The 15427-nt window shown below is 60.6% G+C and carries 14 protein-coding genes, 2 pseudogenes and 1 other annotated feature; of the genes and pseudogenes, 2 read left to right on the top strand and 14 right to left on the bottom strand.

The genetic code is table 11. The annotated features are described in order from the left end of the window. Nucleotides 1-38: 38 nt before the first annotated feature. From ACSQ3I_RS26935 to ACSQ3I_RS26895, 9 genes are all read right to left on the bottom strand, one after another. On the bottom strand, nt 39-899 hold the full coding sequence (locus ACSQ3I_RS26935; RefSeq protein ID WP_436004070.1) for a TniQ family protein: 861 nt from the start codon (nt 897-899) through the stop codon (nt 39-41). Further along, nucleotides 896-1777, bottom strand: coding sequence for a TniB family NTP-binding protein (locus ACSQ3I_RS26930; RefSeq protein ID WP_436004068.1), 882 nt, complete (start codon nt 1775-1777; stop codon nt 896-898). The genes ACSQ3I_RS26935 and ACSQ3I_RS26930 overlap by 4 nt, the downstream gene beginning before the upstream one ends. 12 nt (nt 1778-1789) lie before the next feature. Then, on the bottom strand, nt 1790-3403 hold the full coding sequence (locus ACSQ3I_RS26925; protein ID WP_436004066.1) for a Mu transposase C-terminal domain-containing protein: 1614 nt from the start codon (nt 3401-3403) through the stop codon (nt 1790-1792). Nucleotides 3404-3545: 142 nt separating this feature from the next. Then, a complete protein-coding gene (locus tag ACSQ3I_RS26920; RefSeq protein WP_436004064.1) occupies nt 3546-3800 on the bottom strand; it encodes a hypothetical protein in 255 nt (84 codons plus the stop codon). Between the two features lie 138 nt (nt 3801-3938). Further along, nucleotides 3939-4481 carry a DsbA family protein gene (locus ACSQ3I_RS26915; RefSeq protein WP_436004062.1) on the bottom strand — a complete coding sequence of 181 codons (543 nt, stop codon included), beginning with the start codon at nt 4479-4481 and terminating at the stop codon, nt 3939-3941. After that, on the bottom strand, nt 4447-4959 hold the full coding sequence (locus ACSQ3I_RS26910) for a redoxin domain-containing protein (protein WP_436004060.1): 513 nt from the start codon (nt 4957-4959) through the stop codon (nt 4447-4449). Before ACSQ3I_RS26910 ends, ACSQ3I_RS26915 begins: the two co-directional genes overlap by 35 nt. Before the next feature lie 21 nt (nt 4960-4980). After that, complete coding sequence (locus ACSQ3I_RS26905; protein WP_436004058.1) at nt 4981-5592, bottom strand: HdeD family acid-resistance protein; 612 nt, start codon at nt 5590-5592, stop codon at nt 4981-4983. Between the two features lie 33 nt (nt 5593-5625). Further along, the gene (locus ACSQ3I_RS26900; protein WP_436004056.1) at nt 5626-6276 is read right to left on the bottom strand and encodes a BON domain-containing protein; all 651 of its coding nucleotides are present in this window, start codon (nt 6274-6276) and stop codon (nt 5626-5628) included. Nucleotides 6277-6520: 244 nt separating this feature from the next. Continuing rightward, a protein-coding gene (locus tag ACSQ3I_RS26895) for an IS3 family transposase (protein ID WP_267209808.1) occupies nt 6521-7752 on the bottom strand; the annotation gives its coding sequence in 2 pieces (ribosomal slippage) (nt 6521-7461 and nt 7461-7752; 1233 coding nt in all). Continuing rightward, nucleotides 7352-7468 (bottom strand) — a sequence feature (AL1L pseudoknot). It overlaps the preceding gene by 117 nt. On the opposite strand from ACSQ3I_RS26895, the gene ACSQ3I_RS26890 reads away from it, so the two are divergent. Together ACSQ3I_RS26890 and groL are read left to right on the top strand one after the other, a co-directional pair. Beyond that, on the top strand, nt 7751-8020 hold the full coding sequence (locus ACSQ3I_RS26890) for a co-chaperone GroES (protein WP_436004105.1): 270 nt from the start codon (nt 7751-7753) through the stop codon (nt 8018-8020). The genes ACSQ3I_RS26895 and ACSQ3I_RS26890 overlap by 2 nt on opposite strands. A 73-nt stretch (nt 8021-8093) precedes the next feature. Then, nucleotides 8094-9664: pseudogene (gene groL / locus ACSQ3I_RS26885) on the top strand (chaperonin GroEL). 542 nt (nt 9665-10206) lie between these two features. Here groL and ACSQ3I_RS26880 read toward each other — a convergent pair. From ACSQ3I_RS26880 to ACSQ3I_RS26860, 5 genes and pseudogenes are all read right to left on the bottom strand, one after another. After that, nucleotides 10207-10392 carry a hypothetical protein gene (locus tag ACSQ3I_RS26880; RefSeq protein WP_436004054.1) on the bottom strand — a complete coding sequence of 62 codons (186 nt, stop codon included), beginning with the start codon at nt 10390-10392 and terminating at the stop codon, nt 10207-10209. A gap of 475 nt (nt 10393-10867) precedes the next feature. Then, nucleotides 10868-11662: pseudogene (locus ACSQ3I_RS26875) on the bottom strand (IS110 family transposase); the annotation flags it as partial. Between the two features lie 84 nt (nt 11663-11746). Next, nucleotides 11747-12751 carry a tyrosine-type recombinase/integrase gene (locus tag ACSQ3I_RS26870; RefSeq protein WP_025292317.1) on the bottom strand — a complete coding sequence of 335 codons (1005 nt, stop codon included), beginning with the start codon at nt 12749-12751 and terminating at the stop codon, nt 11747-11749. Next, nucleotides 12748-14115 carry a tyrosine-type recombinase/integrase gene (locus tag ACSQ3I_RS26865; RefSeq protein WP_425424037.1) on the bottom strand — a complete coding sequence of 456 codons (1368 nt, stop codon included), beginning with the start codon at nt 14113-14115 and terminating at the stop codon, nt 12748-12750. The genes ACSQ3I_RS26870 and ACSQ3I_RS26865 overlap by 4 nt, the downstream gene beginning before the upstream one ends. Then, nucleotides 14112-15344 (bottom strand): site-specific integrase, encoded by a 1233-nt coding sequence (locus ACSQ3I_RS26860; RefSeq protein ID WP_099781047.1) that lies wholly within the window; start codon nt 15342-15344, stop codon nt 14112-14114. Before ACSQ3I_RS26860 ends, ACSQ3I_RS26865 begins: the two co-directional genes overlap by 4 nt. Nucleotides 15345-15427 lie beyond the last annotated feature (83 nt).

Raw genomic sequence — 15427 nt, 5'->3', positions numbered from 1 at the left:
GTAGGCATTTAATTATGAGAATGCATGCATCGACGTTCTCAAATTAACTGCATCTGCGTGGAGTGCCGGTTGCGGGACGCGTTGATGAAAAATGGCATTGCTTCCCGGTCGAAACGGTGTCGATGAAAGCCGAATGTGGACTGACGGAGCATGAATAGCATTTCGGCCCCGCCGGCGTGCACCATCGCGACACCGGCCAGGAGGGCGGGGCGCAGATGCAAGGGCAATACCGGATTTTGTGGGGTTGGAAAGCTGGTGGATACTTCGGCAAGGAGTTCGTCGAGTTCAGGGATGATTTTCCCCAGCACCCTGAACCGCCACAGTTCCTTCTCTGGGGGAAAGGGTAGCACCCTTCTTCGCATGAGTAGCAGACGTACAATTCCGGCTGGCGATGCCCATGTCTTCACGTCACGTTCGGCTTCATCATCGAGCAGCTCTTGGCCATGAAGTGCGGCACTCCGACACTGCCGGAAGGGGGAGGGGAGTTCGCGACCGCCGGCATCCCGGAACTGGTTTCCGCACAGAGGGCAAGTAATGCGCCATCCCGGAAGCTGGCTTCGCAGGATCAATGTCGGTTCCGTATGTCCCGGGCTGCAACTCGTGCAGATCTGCATTGGCCGCGCGGCGATGAGGCGGCGCGATGATTGCGCGACATTTGTGAAGGTCATCCGACGCACCACGGTGGGCTCGGTGGCATACATGTTGGCCAGGCGGATTTGCTGATCGCTGTTCAGTTGGAGATCGGCCGCTCGCAATGAGGAGGCTTCCGGCAGGCAATGCCGAAGCATGACCAGCGGTGGAACCTCGTAAAATGCGGCGTGACGGCCGATCCAGGACGACAGAAGCTCGTCAGGGTAGGGCGGGAAGCACACCGGCAACTGCCGTGGCGGAGTGTTCATGCGAACGCCGCCTCGGCATCGAACTCTGGCTCCCAGTTCTCAACTGCTTCGTCGTTGATGTGCTCGCGGCCGTTCTCTATGGCTTCGACGGCCAGGCAGTTGATCATGTGGAAGATGCTGGCGGTGATACCTTCGGTGATCTGCAGGATCCGTCGCAGCGATTTCGGTGTCAGTACCGAAGGCTGACGTAGTGGCGTGTTGCGCAGGATCGAGGCCACCAGGGTCTCGAACTGTTCGTTCGCAGCCCACCGGCTCAACGTGAACTGCTCGAACCGGCGCGCAAGCTGAACGTCGCCATTGATGGCCTCCCGCGCCTCGTTGACGCCGAAGCAGACGAGCGAGATCTGCAGACGATTGCTGAGGAAGCGCAGCGTGTTCAGAACGATGCGCTGCTCGCGATAGGTTCCGGCGAGGATGTTGTGCACTTCGTCAATGACCAGCACCTGCACGCCGATGGCCTCCATGATCCGCAATGCCGCCTGCTCCATCTGGGCAATGTCGGCGCGCGGCCGCTGCGGCGCGCCGAGAAGGGTAAGCAATTCGGCGTAGAAGCGTCGCTCGCCCGGGCGGCTGGTCATTTCCATGGCCAGGACAGGTGTCTTCAACGTGCCCGTCAGCGGATGGAAGCGCGGCGGGTGCTGGTCTCGGAACTGCTTCATGATCATGGTCTTGCCCATGCCGCTGTCGCCGTAGATCGCGACCGAGGGCATGCGCGTACCTCGCGGGTGGTCGAGGAGCGCGCTTAGCCGGTCGAGTGCCTGCTTTGCGCGAGGGTAGAGAACCCAGCGGCGTGATCGTATCGCGCGAATCCGTCGTTCGTCCGTTTCGGCAAGCAGCGCCACGGCCCCGGCGGTCAGGTGGGAGGTTTCATCGTTCATATGCACTCCAGCTCAATCTGTATCCTCAACAAAAGGTACAGGTTTGCTGGAGTCGACACCGCGGAGCGAGCCCCATTCCCGATCATCCACCTTTGATTTCGAAGAGTTCTTTCCGCGTCGCGCAGCTGCCGTCTTCTTCGTTGCCATCTCGATCAACTCTCGCTGTGCGATGACGGTGCGAACGATAGTGCGGGTGTCGACTTCGCGGCGGCCTTTCGCAAGCAGGGTGCGTCGGGCGGTCACTGCTTCGTGGAGGGTTACCGAAGGCAGGGTCACATCAGCATAACGCGCTTCCACGAAGTTTCCCGAAGGCCGTCGTATGAAGATGCGCGCCATGTCGCGCGGATCGTATTTGACCAGCAGTCGCCTGTCAGAGCGCCCGACATCGGCGCTGAGCGCTGCCGACCAGTAGCGCAAGCCGAACAGATGAATGCCGGTCGGTCGCAAGTTTCGCTCCTGCTCAGGCAGGAAGGTCAGCCAGAAGCGGAGCCGATCCTGTGGCAGTCGAAGCGGGATATCGCCCTCGTGCTCCCGCCAGACCGCAATCGGCGGGCGGCCCAGGGAACTGTGGATCGACTGATGGTAGGAGCCGACGATATCGAGGGCGATGTAGCGCTCGAGTTCTCGCAGAGTCAGGGCCGCGTGCCGTTTTGAATCGTAGTCGCCGAGGTCCTGTTCGTTGCTGAATGTCGTTCCTGGCAAAAGGTGCAGCCTCCCCATCTGAGTGCCGATCAGACGCTCGATGTGACCGCCGAAGCGCGGCTGGCCGGGGGGGCGCCATTCGATTGCAACTCCGGCATCCTGGCATCCTCTCTTGAATGCCCGGCTGCGGAAGTCGGCGCCGTTGTCGACGTGAACAGTGTTTGGCAGACCGGCAACGGGCCACGGCTCCGCAATTTCGCGTTCCCGCAGCCACGCCGATTTGTCGAAGACCGAGTGCAACAGGCACATGCTGGTCGACAGCCGCGACGGAGCTTCCATGGTCAGATAGAACCCGGTCACCATTCGGCTGCAGACATCCATCGCCAAGGTCAGCCACGGCCGGCCGATCGGCCGCCGGGTCTCCTCGTCGACGACGAAAACGTCAGCCTTGGTGTGGTCGATCTGGACCACTGCCAAGGGACGAGCGGCTTCAAACGATCCGGGAACCGCCGTTGTCGCCTTGACGATTTTCTGTTCGCCGCGCCGCTTTGCGCGCTTCCGCACGTCGAGGCCCTTAACACGAGCCACGACCGTTCGGCGATGCGGCGGTTTCAGCCCAACAGAAACGCAGTTCGTCTGCACGTCCCGGACCAGCTGTGAGAGCGACGGTCGGGTCCGCTTCAGGTAGTATGCGTTGATCGTTGTGTGGACGATCTCCTCTCGCTTATCATCCAGCGTACGATGACCCTCTGGTCGGCCGCGTTTGCGGCCAACCAGCGACAGAACGGTCCCGCCGGTGCGGAATAATTTAATCAGCCGGTATGCTGTCGCCTGGCTGACATCCATCGTGGCGGCGAGGTCAGCAACGTCTGCCGCGGTTGTACCGTCAGGATTGCGCTTCAGGAATTCACGGATAGCCTCAGCCCGTCGGCACGCCTCATCCCAGAGTGCATCGTCAATCTCGTCCGGAAATGGGGCGCTCATGGCAATCTCGCGACGAAAAACATCACGAGCTGCATTCTCACATTAACTGATAAAATCCAAGTTGGATTATCAAATTAAATGCTAATTCTCAAATTAACTGCCGGCATATGAGATTGAAATCGTTGAGGCGTGATTATTGTAATTAAATGGAAAACGACACATCTATCGAGCCGATCTCCTCGCCAGCTCCGTTTTGGACATCTGCGCCGGCGAGCTCGGAGGCGCGGTAGCCTTTGGCTACTTCCTTCACATCGACGTCGATCACCACGACGTTCTGCGAGAATGCCGGTTGTGTGCCCGATGGCAGGAAGATGGCGATCGTCAGGAGCATGCTCCCGCCGGTTGCCAGTGCGAGGCGGAAATTGCGATATTTGTCGGAAGCGCTGTTCTTTTGCATCTCGAATCCTCTGGCTTGGGAGCGATGTCGGCGGGCCGGGTGTAATCCCGTTCCTCCAGCTTCGCAGGCTCCGTGAGAGTTGAACGAAATCGCCACGACTGCCTTGACGCCTGTCAGTTTTCCCAACCGCGCTGGGACTCAGCGCACGGGAGCCAGGGCGTCCATCGCGGTCTGGATCGACGCGGCAAGCTCCGGCGCCGTGAAGCCGCCCTCGTGTCGCAACCCGTTGACGAAAAAGGTCGGCGTTCCGTTGACACCGCTGCGGACGCCACCGATGAAGTCGGCCTGGATCTTGTCGGCGTGCAGCGACCGAGCGATCGAATCGCGAAGCCCGATCTGCGACAGCTGCAAGGTGCCGGCTATGGCGAACAGGAGCTGTATGCTTAGCCGATGCTGGTTTGAAGAAATGGCGTCGTGCATTTCCCAAAACAGTCCGTGATCGCCAGCATACTCTGCCGCCTCCGCTGCCGTCGCGGCGAACGGATGAATTTCGATCAGCGGGAAATGCCGGAAGACAACAGACAGGGCCTGGCCATATCGGTCCTCCAAGGATCGGACGACCGGGTTGGCGATGGCGCAAAGAGGGCACTGATAGTCGCCATATTCCACAAGCGTGATGGGTGCGTTCGGCCCGCCGCGCCTGTGGTCACGCGGATTTACGGGAACTTTGAGCGTCGACATTTTTCTGCTCCGGGCTTGGCATCTGGTCGAGGGCGTCGAGAATGCCGTCCGCTCCGGGATTGACCGCGACCGGAGACAGGTGGCTCCACGCGATCATGCCGTTCTCATCGACAATGAAGAGGGCGCGAGCACTCTCGCCGACGTCGTCGCGATAGGCGCCGTAGGCTCGCGACACCTCTCCCTTGGGATGGAAATCCGCCAGCAACGGGAAATGGAGGTTCCGGTCCCGGGCGAAGGCCTGATGGCACCATGCCCCATCCACGGATATGCCCACCAGCTCAGCGCCCTTTTTTCGGAACTCGGAAAGGACGTGGTTATAGAGCGTCATCTGGTCGCCGCAGACCGGGCTCCAGTCCGCCGGATAAAAGACCAGGATCACGCGCCGTCCTGCGAACTCGGACAGGGAAAGTGTCTGGTCGGGCGTCACGCGCAGCGTGAAACTGGGTGCTTTCATCCCCGAGGCAAGCATCGCCGACATGTCTTTCCTCCTTACGGCCGGTCAAGCCGTGCCGGAGGTGGCAAGATTGCTCGGCAGGCCGGTGCGCTGGGACCGCAGTTTGTAGGCCAGGACGAGCAGTGTGGCGCCCAGCACAAGCGCATGCGCGCCGGTCCAGAAGGTCAGCACCAGCGCACCGATGAAGGGGGAGATGACGAGGAGAACCCCGAATATGATACTTGCGATGCCGCCTATCACCAACCAGACGCGGCCATGGTCGACCTTCAGTCGGAATGCCGAGATCAGCATAAACGTGCCCGATACCAGCGCCCATGCCGCCACCAGAATGACGAAGGCAAGAACCGTGATTCCGGGCCACAGGACCGCGACGGCGCTGGCAACGATGCCGAGGATGCCGCTGAGGAGCAACCAGATCCAGCGTTCGCCCTTGCGCGCACCACGCACAGACATAATTATCCCGAAGACGCCATCGACGAAACTGAAGGCGGCGAAGACCACCACAAGCGACAGCATCGTGACGAACGGCATCGCGAAGGCGGCGATGCCGAAGAGGATGGCGACGATGCCTCTCAATGCGACGGCCCACCAATTGTTGGCGAGCATGTCGTTCATCGCATCGGTTTTTGGGCTGTCGGTCGATGGAATGCTTGTCATTGTGCTCTCCGTTCCCGTCGGGTACTTGAATTATCAACTTGCGATGGCGATGCGATTGTCGACCTTCAGGACGCCAGGCGCCCGCCAAGCCGCTTCATCGGCTTCCTTGCGCTCGGCCCATGAACGGACCGTCCCTTTCAGCACGACTTCGTCCCCGTTTGCTTCCACGACAATGTTGGCGGCCGCGAGTAGCGCGTTGCGCTTCAAGGCCTCCGCAATTTTCCGATGGATATCCTCTGGTGAGACGGGAGAACGGACCTTGATGGTGTTGACGAGGCCCTTGATCCCGCGCACCCGGCGCACGGCATGGGCGACGTTACGCCTCTGCTGTTGCGATTCGACATCGCCTTCGAGTCTGACCAGGCCTTCCTTCACGACAACCTTGATGTTCCCGAGGTCGGACAGTTCGTAGAGCAGGGCGGTCACCGCGTCCCTAGCGATGTCCGGATCCGGCCGCTGGCTGATCGATGGCAGGCGGACATCCAAGTCGTTGGCTACGCCGAGCACGCCAGACACGCGCTTTGCCACGTCCTCGGCTTCCCATTTCTCGTTGAAGCTTCTGACGAAGCCCGTCAGGGTCACCGCGCCATCCCTGACCGCGACGACGATGTCGGTAGCGTCCAGGCCGGGTTCCCACCGGAGTTCGCTCTCGACATCGTCCCTGACATCTTCGTCGGATTTCATGGTGGCCCGGCTCCTCCCGACGCCCGGATTCCGCGCGCAAATCCGTGTCCGTCGGGCGTTTCAGGTCCGAACGATAGAATTGTTTGTCGCGGCTGCCTTGATGACCGTCAGTTTTGAGCGATGCTTGGCCGATAAGATCGCAGGAGTGCGGTTCCAGACCCGCCCAGACCGGGCTGCTTCGCCGCCTTCATTCAGGAAACGAGTATGAACCGCCCCGGGTTTGCCGGAGGCTATTTGGTTTAAGTTACGCCGCGATGGCCGGTTCTTCCAGCATTGCGTAGTAGCGTTCCTCGGCTTCGGCCGGCGGTATGTTGCCGATGGACTCCAGCAGCCGGCGATTGTTGAACCAGTCGACCCAGGCCAGCGTGGCGAACTCGACGGCCTCGAAGCTCCGCCACGGCCCGCGCCGGTGAATGACCTCAGCCTTGTAGAGGCCGTTGATCGTCTCGGCGAGAGCGTTGTCGTAGCTGTCGCCGACACTGCCCACAGACGGTTCGATGCCGGCTTCGGCGAGGCGCTCGGTGTAGCGAATACTGACATATTGAGATCCGCGGTCCGAGTGGTGCACCAGACCGCCGCGATGAACGGGCCGCCTTTCGTGCAGGGCCTGCTCGAGAGCGTCGAGCACAAAGCTCGCATGCGCTGTCCTGCTCACCCGCCAGCCGACGATGCGGCGGGCGTAGGCGTCGATGACGAAGGCCACGTAGACGAAGCCCGACCATGTGCTGACGTAGGTGAAGTCCGAAAGCCAGAGCCTGTTCGGAGCCGGCGCGTGGAAGACCCGATTCACATGGTCGCGTGGACATGGCGCGGCCTTGTCCTGCACCGTCGTGCGGATCGGCTTGCCACGAACAACACCGTGAAGGCCGAGATCGGCCATCAGCCGCTCGACCGTGCAGCGTGCGACTGCGAAGCCCTCCCGCAGCATCTGCCGCCAGACCTTCCGCGCGCCATAGACATCGAAGTTCTCCGCGAAGACGCGTTCGATCTCCGGTTTGAGCTCCAGGTCCCGCTTCGCCCGCGCCGACAGCTTCGCGGGATCAGTGCGCTTGGCGACATGATCGTGGTAGGTCGACGGGGCGATCGGCAGCACCTTGCAGATCGGCTCGACCCCATGCGCCTCGCGGTGATCGTCAATGAACGCGATCATCGTTTGTATGGGCGGTCGAGCTCCGCCTGGGCAAAATAAGCGCTCGCCTTGCGCAGGATCTCATTGGCTTGCCGGAGCTCGCGGTTCTCCCGCTCAAGAGCCTTTATCTTCTCGGCCGTGTCCGTCGGCAAACCGGCCCTCCTGCCGGCATCGATCTCGGCCCTCTTTACCCAATCCAGCAGCGTGTGCGCCGAGCAGCCGATCTTTGCCGATATCGACTGGCAGGCAGTCCAGCGTGAAGAGTGATCAGCCTCGTGATCGAATACCAGTCGCACCGCGCGCTCGCGCACCTCAGGGGAAAACTTGTTCGTCGTTTTGCTCGTCATGGCTCCATCCTATTTGGAAGTTGGAGCCTCCGGCAAACCCGGGGCGGTTCAGATCATCATTCCAGATACCGCCAAAGAGAAGCCCCAGGAGGGCGAGGTGGTCGCTGTCGGCCCCGGTACACGTGACGAAAAGGGTAAGTTGCTTCCACCCGACGTACGGGTTGGCGACAGGGTGCTCTTCGGCAAGTGGTCCGGCACCGAGGTCGTGATCGACGGCGAAGACATGTTGATCATGAAGGAGACGGATATCATGGGCGTTATCGCGTAGGCGCTGTCGCTCGTCCGGCTGATTTAATCGGCGCAGGGCCTGTCGGGGCTCGACATCTTTGGGAGAAATTGAAATGGCTGCGAAGGACGTACGGTTCTCTGCTGACGGGCGTGAGAGAATGCTGCGCGGCGTCGACATCTTGGCGCGCCGCGGATCACCAAAGACGGTGTAACCGTCGCCAAGGAAATCGAACTTCAGGATAAGTTCGAGAACATGGGCGCGCAGATGGTCCGCGAAGTTGCTTCGAAGACCAATGATGTCGCAGGCGACGGCACCACTACAGCGACCGTTCTGGCTCAAACCATCGTGAAGGAAGGCGCCAAATACGTCGCCTCCGGCATGAACCCGATGGACCTGAAGCGCGGCGTTGACCTGGCGGTCAACGAAGTGGTGAAGGATTTGCGCTCCCGATCCAAAAAGATCGCGTCATCCGAGGAGATCGCCCAGGTTGGAACGATCTCCGCCAATGGTGACCGTTCGATCGGCCAGATGATCGCCGAGGCCATGAAGAAGGTCGGTAATGAGGGCGTCATCACGGTTGAAGAGGCAAGGAGCCTCGAGACCGAGCTTGAAGTCGTCGAAGGCATGCAGTTCGACCGCGGCTATCTCTCGCCCTACTTCGTGACCAACCCGGACAAGATGGTGGCCGAACTCGAAGATCCTTACATTCTTATCCACGAGAAGAAGCTGTCGAGTCTCCAGGGAATGCTTCCAGTTCTGGAATCGGTCGTCCAATCTAGCCGCCCGCTCTTGATCATTGCCGAGGACGTCGAGGGCGAAGCGTTAGCTACCTTGGTGGTAAACAAACTGCGAGGGGGGCTGAAGGTTGCGGCCGTAAAGGCGCCGGGCTTCGGCGATCGCCGCAAGGCCATGCTAGAAGATTTAGCTATCGTGACGGGCGGCCAGGTCGTCTCCGAGGACATCGGCATCAAGCTCGAGAATGTGAAACTCGATATGCTCGGTACCGCCAAGCGCGTGCGTATCTCCAAGGATGAGACGACGATCATTGACGGGGCCGGGGCCAAAGAAGCGATTCAGGCGCGCGTCGCGCAGATCAAAGGGGAGATCGAAGAGACGACTTCCGACTATGACCGAGAGAAACTTCAGGAGCGACTGGCCAAGCTCGCAGGCGGTGTCGCTGTTATCCGCGTCGGCGGCGCAACCGAGGTCGAGGTGAAAGAAAAGAAGGACCGTGTCGACGATGCCTTGAACGCCACCAGGGCGGCTGTCGAAGAGGGTATCGTTCCTGGCGGCGGGGTAGCGCTTCTCCGTGCCAAGGCGGCGGCCGAAACCCTCCAGAGCGACAATTCGGAAATTCGGGCAGGCATAAGGATCGTGCTGCGCGCGCTTGAAGCCCCGCTTCGGCAGATCGCCGAGAATTCGGGTGTTGAGGGCTCAATAGTCGTCGGCAAAGTGCTCGAAGGCAACGGCTATAGTTTCGGCTTTGACGCGCAGACCGAAGAATACAAGGACCTGGTTAAGTCGGGCATTATCGACCCGACGAAGGTCGTTCGCACCGCGCTGCAGGATGCGGCTTCGGTTGCGGGCCTCCTGATCACCACCGAGGCCATGGTGGCCGAGCTCCCCAAGAAGGAAGCCACTCCTGCTATGCCCGGAAGCGGCATGGGTGGAATGGATTTCTAGAATGAAGCCTTGCCGACGGTATGATCAGCATCGCAAGACCCGAGACACGCGGCGATAGAGTCCTGCACCAGATAAGACAGCTCGACGAAGCGCCGGCTTCCCTCGTCTCTGCTGCGGACGACCTCGACATGGCACGTTTCTCACGTCGCGGCGTCATCGCGGTATTCCCGGGAAACCTCGCGGTCGGCCATGTTCTCTCGACCCACCAGATCAGCGGGATGAGCAGATGCATTATGTCTCGACGGGTGGCATGCTGGTCAGGCGATTGGCCGGGTGGTCGGAGTCGCTCATCCCCACATCGTTGAAGGGCACAGCAAGCTTCACGGTCTTTCGAGAGGTGGGGCGTCCTCCTCCGGAACCGGGCTCTCGGCGAAGCTGAAGCCCCGCGTCGCGGGTCTTCACCCTCCGGGCGTCCATCCTGACGCGGGCAGGGGGCGCCCGCGCAAGCTGGGGGGAGTGTTTCTGGGATGCTGAAGGCGATTTTGGCATGGGTGGAGAGGCGGCGTGAGATCCGTCGCCGATTGCGGGAGGACGCTCGCCACTTAGTCCGCCTCCACGGCCCGACGGCCTACTATGAGGCCCAACGGCTTGCCGCAAGAGCCCGTGCAATCGAAGACGGACAGTTCCTCCATTGGGCAAAGGTAGCTGCCGAAGTGGCGCGGATCGAACCGTCCGCCGGGATGGATATCGACGTCGTCAAGTCGATCGTCGATCGCGAACTTCGTCATCGGGGGTACTCATTCGGATCCTGAGCGGTGACGCGAAGAGGTAGGTCGCCTCGACTTTAATGAGGGGACCATAGGTCCAGTCTCTGCAACAGGTCTCTGCTACCGGGAAGGGTGCGACAGGGCGTGGGTCCATCCACGCGCAGGTCCGTCCCCGCTTGCTGTGCTGGCTTCCTGGTCCAGGTCCGTCCTCCTCCAATCAACCCGCATATGTGGAACGGCCCGCGGTGCAAGGATGCATTTTCAGTCGATTTCACCACATGAGGACGGTGCAGTCATATGTCCGGCCTACTGGTGCGGTCATGACCGCTGGCCTCGATGAAGTCCGCGAAGCAGGTGGCTGGATCAAGGGGGCGCGCTTTGTGCGCGTCACGGGTTTCGGCCTGTCCTGTTTCGGGATTTCGTCCCGTGGTTCATCGTCTGTTGTGCACCTCACCTGCCGGGGGTCGCCGGGCAGCTCGTCTCGGAGGTCCTGCGCTTATGCGGCGACAGGTCCTGCCTCGATTCCTGTTGGATCTCGGTAGATTCCGCCTCTTGTCAGCAAGGCCCAGATCATCCGGGCAACCTTATTGGCAAGCGCAACCGCCACGACCTTGAAGGGGCGGCGCCCAAGCATGTTCTTTAGCCATGGCCAAACTCGATCACGATACTGTACATGGCGCAGCACCGATGCTGCTCCCGTCGTCAGCAATGATCGCAGGACCGGATTGCCCATTTTCGATATTCGTCCCAATCGTTCTTTGCCGCCGCTGGAATGCGCTTTTGGGGTTAACCCGATCCATGCCGCAAAGTGCCGACCGGATTTGAAGCCGGCAGGATCGGGAACGAATGCCTTCACGGCCATGGCGATGATCGCGCCGACGCCTGGGATGGTCGCGAGGCGCCGCATCTCATCATCTTGCCGAGCTCGCACGACGATCTCACGTTCAAGCTTGTCGATCTGCGTGGTAAGCATCTCGATCTGATCGATGATTTCAGTGAGGGCAAACCGTGCGGCCGCGGGCAGCCGAGTATCGTTCTCATCTCGGATGATAGGCGCCAGTGCCTTGACGTTGGCGATGCCGGTTGGAGCGATGATGCCCAGCTCTCCCATATGGGCACGCAATGCGTTAATCGCTTGCGTTCTCTGGCGCACGAGTAAGGCGCGCGTTTTGAGCACCATCACTGCAGCCTGCTGCTCGGCCGTCTTGACCGGGACGAACCGCATTGTCTTTCGCGTCACCGCCTCGGCGATGGCTTCAGCATCGGCGGCATCGGTCTTGCCGCGCTTAACTAATCATCAGGTGACCATAATGCGAAGGAACGCACGCGGGCCGCCCAGTTGTCGGCCGTTCGCGCAAAATTCCTTCGCATTATTTCAGAGCGTGTCCAGCCAGGCGAGCAGGCTCGTATCGCGTTTCCACGATGAAGAGTGCGCCGTCGCCACCGGCACAGCGACCTGTTCCAACGCCTTTCGCTTTGTGTCCAGATTGGCCTTCGCGTAGTGATTGGTGGTGTCGAGGCTCACATGCCCAAGCCAACTGCGGATGACCGTGATGTCTACGCCCGCCGATACAAGGTGGACGGCGGTGGCGTGACGGAAGCTGTGCGGCGTTACGTGCTTCGTTTGCAGCGGCGGCATGGTCGCAGCCGCCGCCTTCACATAGGCGGCAAGCTTGAACCGGACGCCCGAGGCGCTGAGCGGCTCTCCGTAGCGGTTGACGAACAGCCGCTGGTCTTGTGCCCGTGGCTGCCGCTCAAGCAGCTTTTTCAACAACATCACGGTTTCCGGCCAAAGCGGGCAGAGACGCTCTTTTCGCCCCTTGCCCGTAAGCCGAACGCAACTCGGGCTATCGAACCGGATTGCCTCAGGGCACATATCGAGTGCTTCCTGTATTCGCGCCCCGCTGTTGTAGAGGAACGAGAGCAACGCATGGTCGCGCATGCCTTCGAGGGTTGACTGGTCTGGCTGGGCAAGAATCGCTGCCACTTCCAGCGGATCCAGATAGCAAGGCTCAGATACCGGCGCCCGCTTGATCGGGATGTTGAGGATTTCCACGCACTGCGCGATTAAGGCAGGATCCTTGGTCGCCACAAAGTTGAAGAAGCTGCGGATCGCAGCAAGCCGGCAGTTGCGGGTGCCGATCGTGCCGCCACGGTCGTGCTCGGCGTGCCTCAGGAACGCCGCGACTTGCGCGGCGGTCAGATCGGCGAGCGAGATTATAGCAACTTTCTTTTTCGCGCGGTCAGCGACAAACCGGAGGAACAGTCGCCAGGTGTCGCGGTAGGAGCGGACGGTGTTGACGGACGCATTGCGTTGCTCGACAAGCCATTCGTAAAAGAACGCGCGCATCAGTTCCGGGAACGGATTGGCTTTGCTCATGACCGCACCTCCCGTTCGAGATTGAGGCATGGCGCGCCCACGGCCCTGAACCGTTCGTTTGCGAGATGCAGCAGATCCTGCGTGACGGTGATGTAGACCAGAGTGGAGTTGATATCCCGATGGCCGAGGTAGGTCGCGAGGAACGGCAGCCGCTCCTGCGGGTTGATCCCCAGACGGTACCATTCAAGGATACGGTTCACGACCATCGAGTGCCGAAGATCATGAACGCGAGGCCCGAACTGCCCTTGCAGTGGTTTCAATCCGGCGCGACGTACGACGTCTGTGAGCAACCAGGTGATCATTTCGGGCGTGTAGCGGGATCTGCCCTGGACGTGCCAGAACAGAGCAGAGTGCGGGTCCTGCGATGCGCCGACCTGACGCCGTGCAGCGATGTAGGCCCGGAGTTCCATCATCACACTGTCAGGAAGTGGCAGAATTCGGGTCTTGAAGAACTTGGTCTGCCGAACCGTGATGGTGCCGTCACCGGGATTAACGTCACCAAGATCCAGCCTGGCCAACTCTCCCCGCCGCAGACCCGCACAGTAGGCCAGCAACAGCATGGTGTAGATGCTCAACGGACGAAGTGTTGCCCGCGGAGAGGGATACGAACGGGCAATGTCGAGCATGCGCCGTACGTCGACAGGAGAGTAGATATGAGGCGTTCGCCACTGCTTGCGGACCTCTTTTTGGGGTCTCGGATCCGGTCGACGCCGAGGAGCTGACGGATCGCACCGCCGCTGGATTTTGGCAAAGAGGCGCTCAAGGTTTTCGCGCTCATATGCATGGTTACGCGTGCCTTTCGTCGCCGCCCATCGATCGATCATGACGCGCAGCGGCTCGGTTTCCAGTTGCGGGTTCAGTTGCAGGAACCGGTCGAACTGCAAAAGCCGCACCGGTTGCGAAGTATATTTGTATCCCCTACGGCGCATCATGGCGACATGCTCGGCCATAACCTCGCCCAGCACACTACCGAACGGTTTGGGCTGGCGCAGTGTGGCAAGAGCCTGTTCTGGATTACACGATATCAACGCGCGCCAGATCGGCATGCTCTGCTTTATATGACATGCCTGACGCAGACCTTCGACAGGGTTGTGATCAATCGCACCGGTTGCCACGAGGTGGTCGAGGAACCGATCGATGATGCGAGTGCGATGCAGGAGCGTAGATGTCGCCCAGCGAGACGCTAATTCCCGTAGCCAAGCTTGCAGCGCTTGTTGATCGAGCAACCCGTGCCGTTCAACGGCATCCTGGAAGCTATGCAGGACCTGTTGATAGCAGGTGCGGCTTTTGAGATCGCGCAGATCAAGGCTCGCGACATAGCTGCCAATGCGCGTGCGATCGGAATCAGGCCAACGGGAGATCATGCCAGCACCTCCGTTCCTGGCACATCAAGAGCGACGGCCCTCAGATCCTCGGTGGCAAGCTTGAGGTAGGGGTCTGTCGACCCGGTCGAGCGATGTCCTAACAGATCGCCAATTACCTTTTTCGGAACTGCCGCGCGCAGTAACTCGGTCGCACGAGCGTGACGGAAGATGTGGGGGCCGCACTTGCCCAAGGGATTGACGCCGGCATCCCGGAGCCTCCGCCGAACCAGGCTGTATAGCTTGTCGAGCTTGCGATAGGGCGCACGCGTCCGGATGAAGATCTCCCTGGCATCGGTCGCGGGCCGTCCAGACCGCAGGTAAGCAAGGATCGCTTCGCCAACCGGCTCCATCAAAGGAAGGAGCGTATAGGCTTGCGTTTTGCTGTGACGGACACGAACGACTTCGGCCCGCCAGTCTATGTCTTCGATCCGCATGTTACGGACTTCGCTTGCACGGAGCCCGTAGGTGGCGAGGAGTTGTAATATCGCATGGTCCCGCAAACCGGCAGTCGTCGTGTCCATGCTCGTGCTTGCCAGAACCGCGGTGATCTGGTTGCGCTCCAGGATCGAAGGGACCCCTTCATAAGCATAGAGCCGCGGCGCGATGATATGCGGCGACAGATCTGCCGCAACGCGGGCAGTCCTGTAGAGGTGGCGCAGCAGCGAACGAAGCCGCTCCGCTGCGGATTTCAGCGAACTACGCGTCAGCTTCGAGCCACGCAGGTCCATATAGCTGTCGATGTCGCCGACGGTTAATCCGTTGAGACCCTCGACCCCGCTCCGGTCGAGTTGCCAGGCAAGGAAGTAGCGGGCTTCCCATAAGAACGCGTCGATGCTGGCTTGGGCAAGGCCACGCTCGTCGCGAAGCCAGGTTTCGTATTCGTTGCAGACCGTAAACCGTAGTGCGTCAGCGGCGCAGGCCACTTTGGGAGAAGGCGGCCACTGACCCTGCCCAAGCCGCAGCAGCGCGTGAATCCCGGACTGCGGGACTTCGTGCCAGCGCTTGCTGGGCCGTCGTCCGCGGCGCTTGCGGAATTGCGCGGCCGCACGACGCAAATATTCCGCTACTTCGGTTTCGGTCACGTCTGCGACTGGAATCCCTCGGTACATGAGATAGTCCAGAAACTCGCGGGCGTAGCTGCAGTAATTTCTGATCACTACGGGGCTGTATCGGCGGCCGATCAATACGGCTTCGAGCTCAACAATCAGTTCTCGTTCAGATTTCGACATCAATAACTCCTCTGCTCGTCAAAAGACTGCAGAGGTTCGCCGGAAAATAATGTGCAGCAAAGTTGGCGAAAAGCAGCGCCACC

Source organism: Rhizobium sp. LjRoot30 (assembly GCF_964253915.1).
GTDB lineage: Bacteria > Pseudomonadota > Alphaproteobacteria > Rhizobiales > Rhizobiaceae > Metarhizobium.
Note: the sequence above shows the minus strand (reverse complement) of the source record. Positions and strands in the feature narration are given on the sequence as shown.

Coding starts and splice junctions, on each gene's coding strand:
- ACSQ3I_RS26935 (WP_436004070.1), bottom strand. CDS start 899: ATGAACACTCCGCCACGGCAGTTGCCGGTGTGCTTCCCGCCCTACCCT.
- ACSQ3I_RS26930 (WP_436004068.1), bottom strand. CDS start 1,777: ATGAACGATGAAACCTCCCACCTGACCGCCGGGGCCGTGGCGCTGCTT.
- ACSQ3I_RS26925 (WP_436004066.1), bottom strand. CDS start 3,403: ATGAGCGCCCCATTTCCGGACGAGATTGACGATGCACTCTGGGATGAG.
- ACSQ3I_RS26920 (WP_436004064.1), bottom strand. CDS start 3,800: ATGCAAAAGAACAGCGCTTCCGACAAATATCGCAATTTCCGCCTCGCA.
- ACSQ3I_RS26915 (WP_436004062.1), bottom strand. CDS start 4,481: ATGTCGACGCTCAAAGTTCCCGTAAATCCGCGTGACCACAGGCGCGGC.
- ACSQ3I_RS26910 (WP_436004060.1), bottom strand. CDS start 4,959: ATGTCGGCGATGCTTGCCTCGGGGATGAAAGCACCCAGTTTCACGCTG.
- ACSQ3I_RS26905 (WP_436004058.1), bottom strand. CDS start 5,592: ATGACAAGCATTCCATCGACCGACAGCCCAAAAACCGATGCGATGAAC.
- ACSQ3I_RS26900 (WP_436004056.1), bottom strand. CDS start 6,276: ATGAAATCCGACGAAGATGTCAGGGACGATGTCGAGAGCGAACTCCGG.
- ACSQ3I_RS26890 (WP_436004105.1), top strand. CDS start 7,751: ATGGCTCCATCCTATTTGGAAGTTGGAGCCTCCGGCAAACCCGGGGCG.
- ACSQ3I_RS26880 (WP_436004054.1), bottom strand. CDS start 10,392: ATGACGAAGTTCGCGATCGACGATCGACTTGACGACGTCGATATCCAT.
- ACSQ3I_RS26870 (WP_025292317.1), bottom strand. CDS start 12,751: ATGAGCAAAGCCAATCCGTTCCCGGAACTGATGCGCGCGTTCTTTTAC.
- ACSQ3I_RS26865 (WP_425424037.1), bottom strand. CDS start 14,115: ATGATCTCCCGTTGGCCTGATTCCGATCGCACGCGCATTGGCAGCTAT.
- ACSQ3I_RS26860 (WP_099781047.1), bottom strand. CDS start 15,344: ATGTCGAAATCTGAACGAGAACTGATTGTTGAGCTCGAAGCCGTATTG.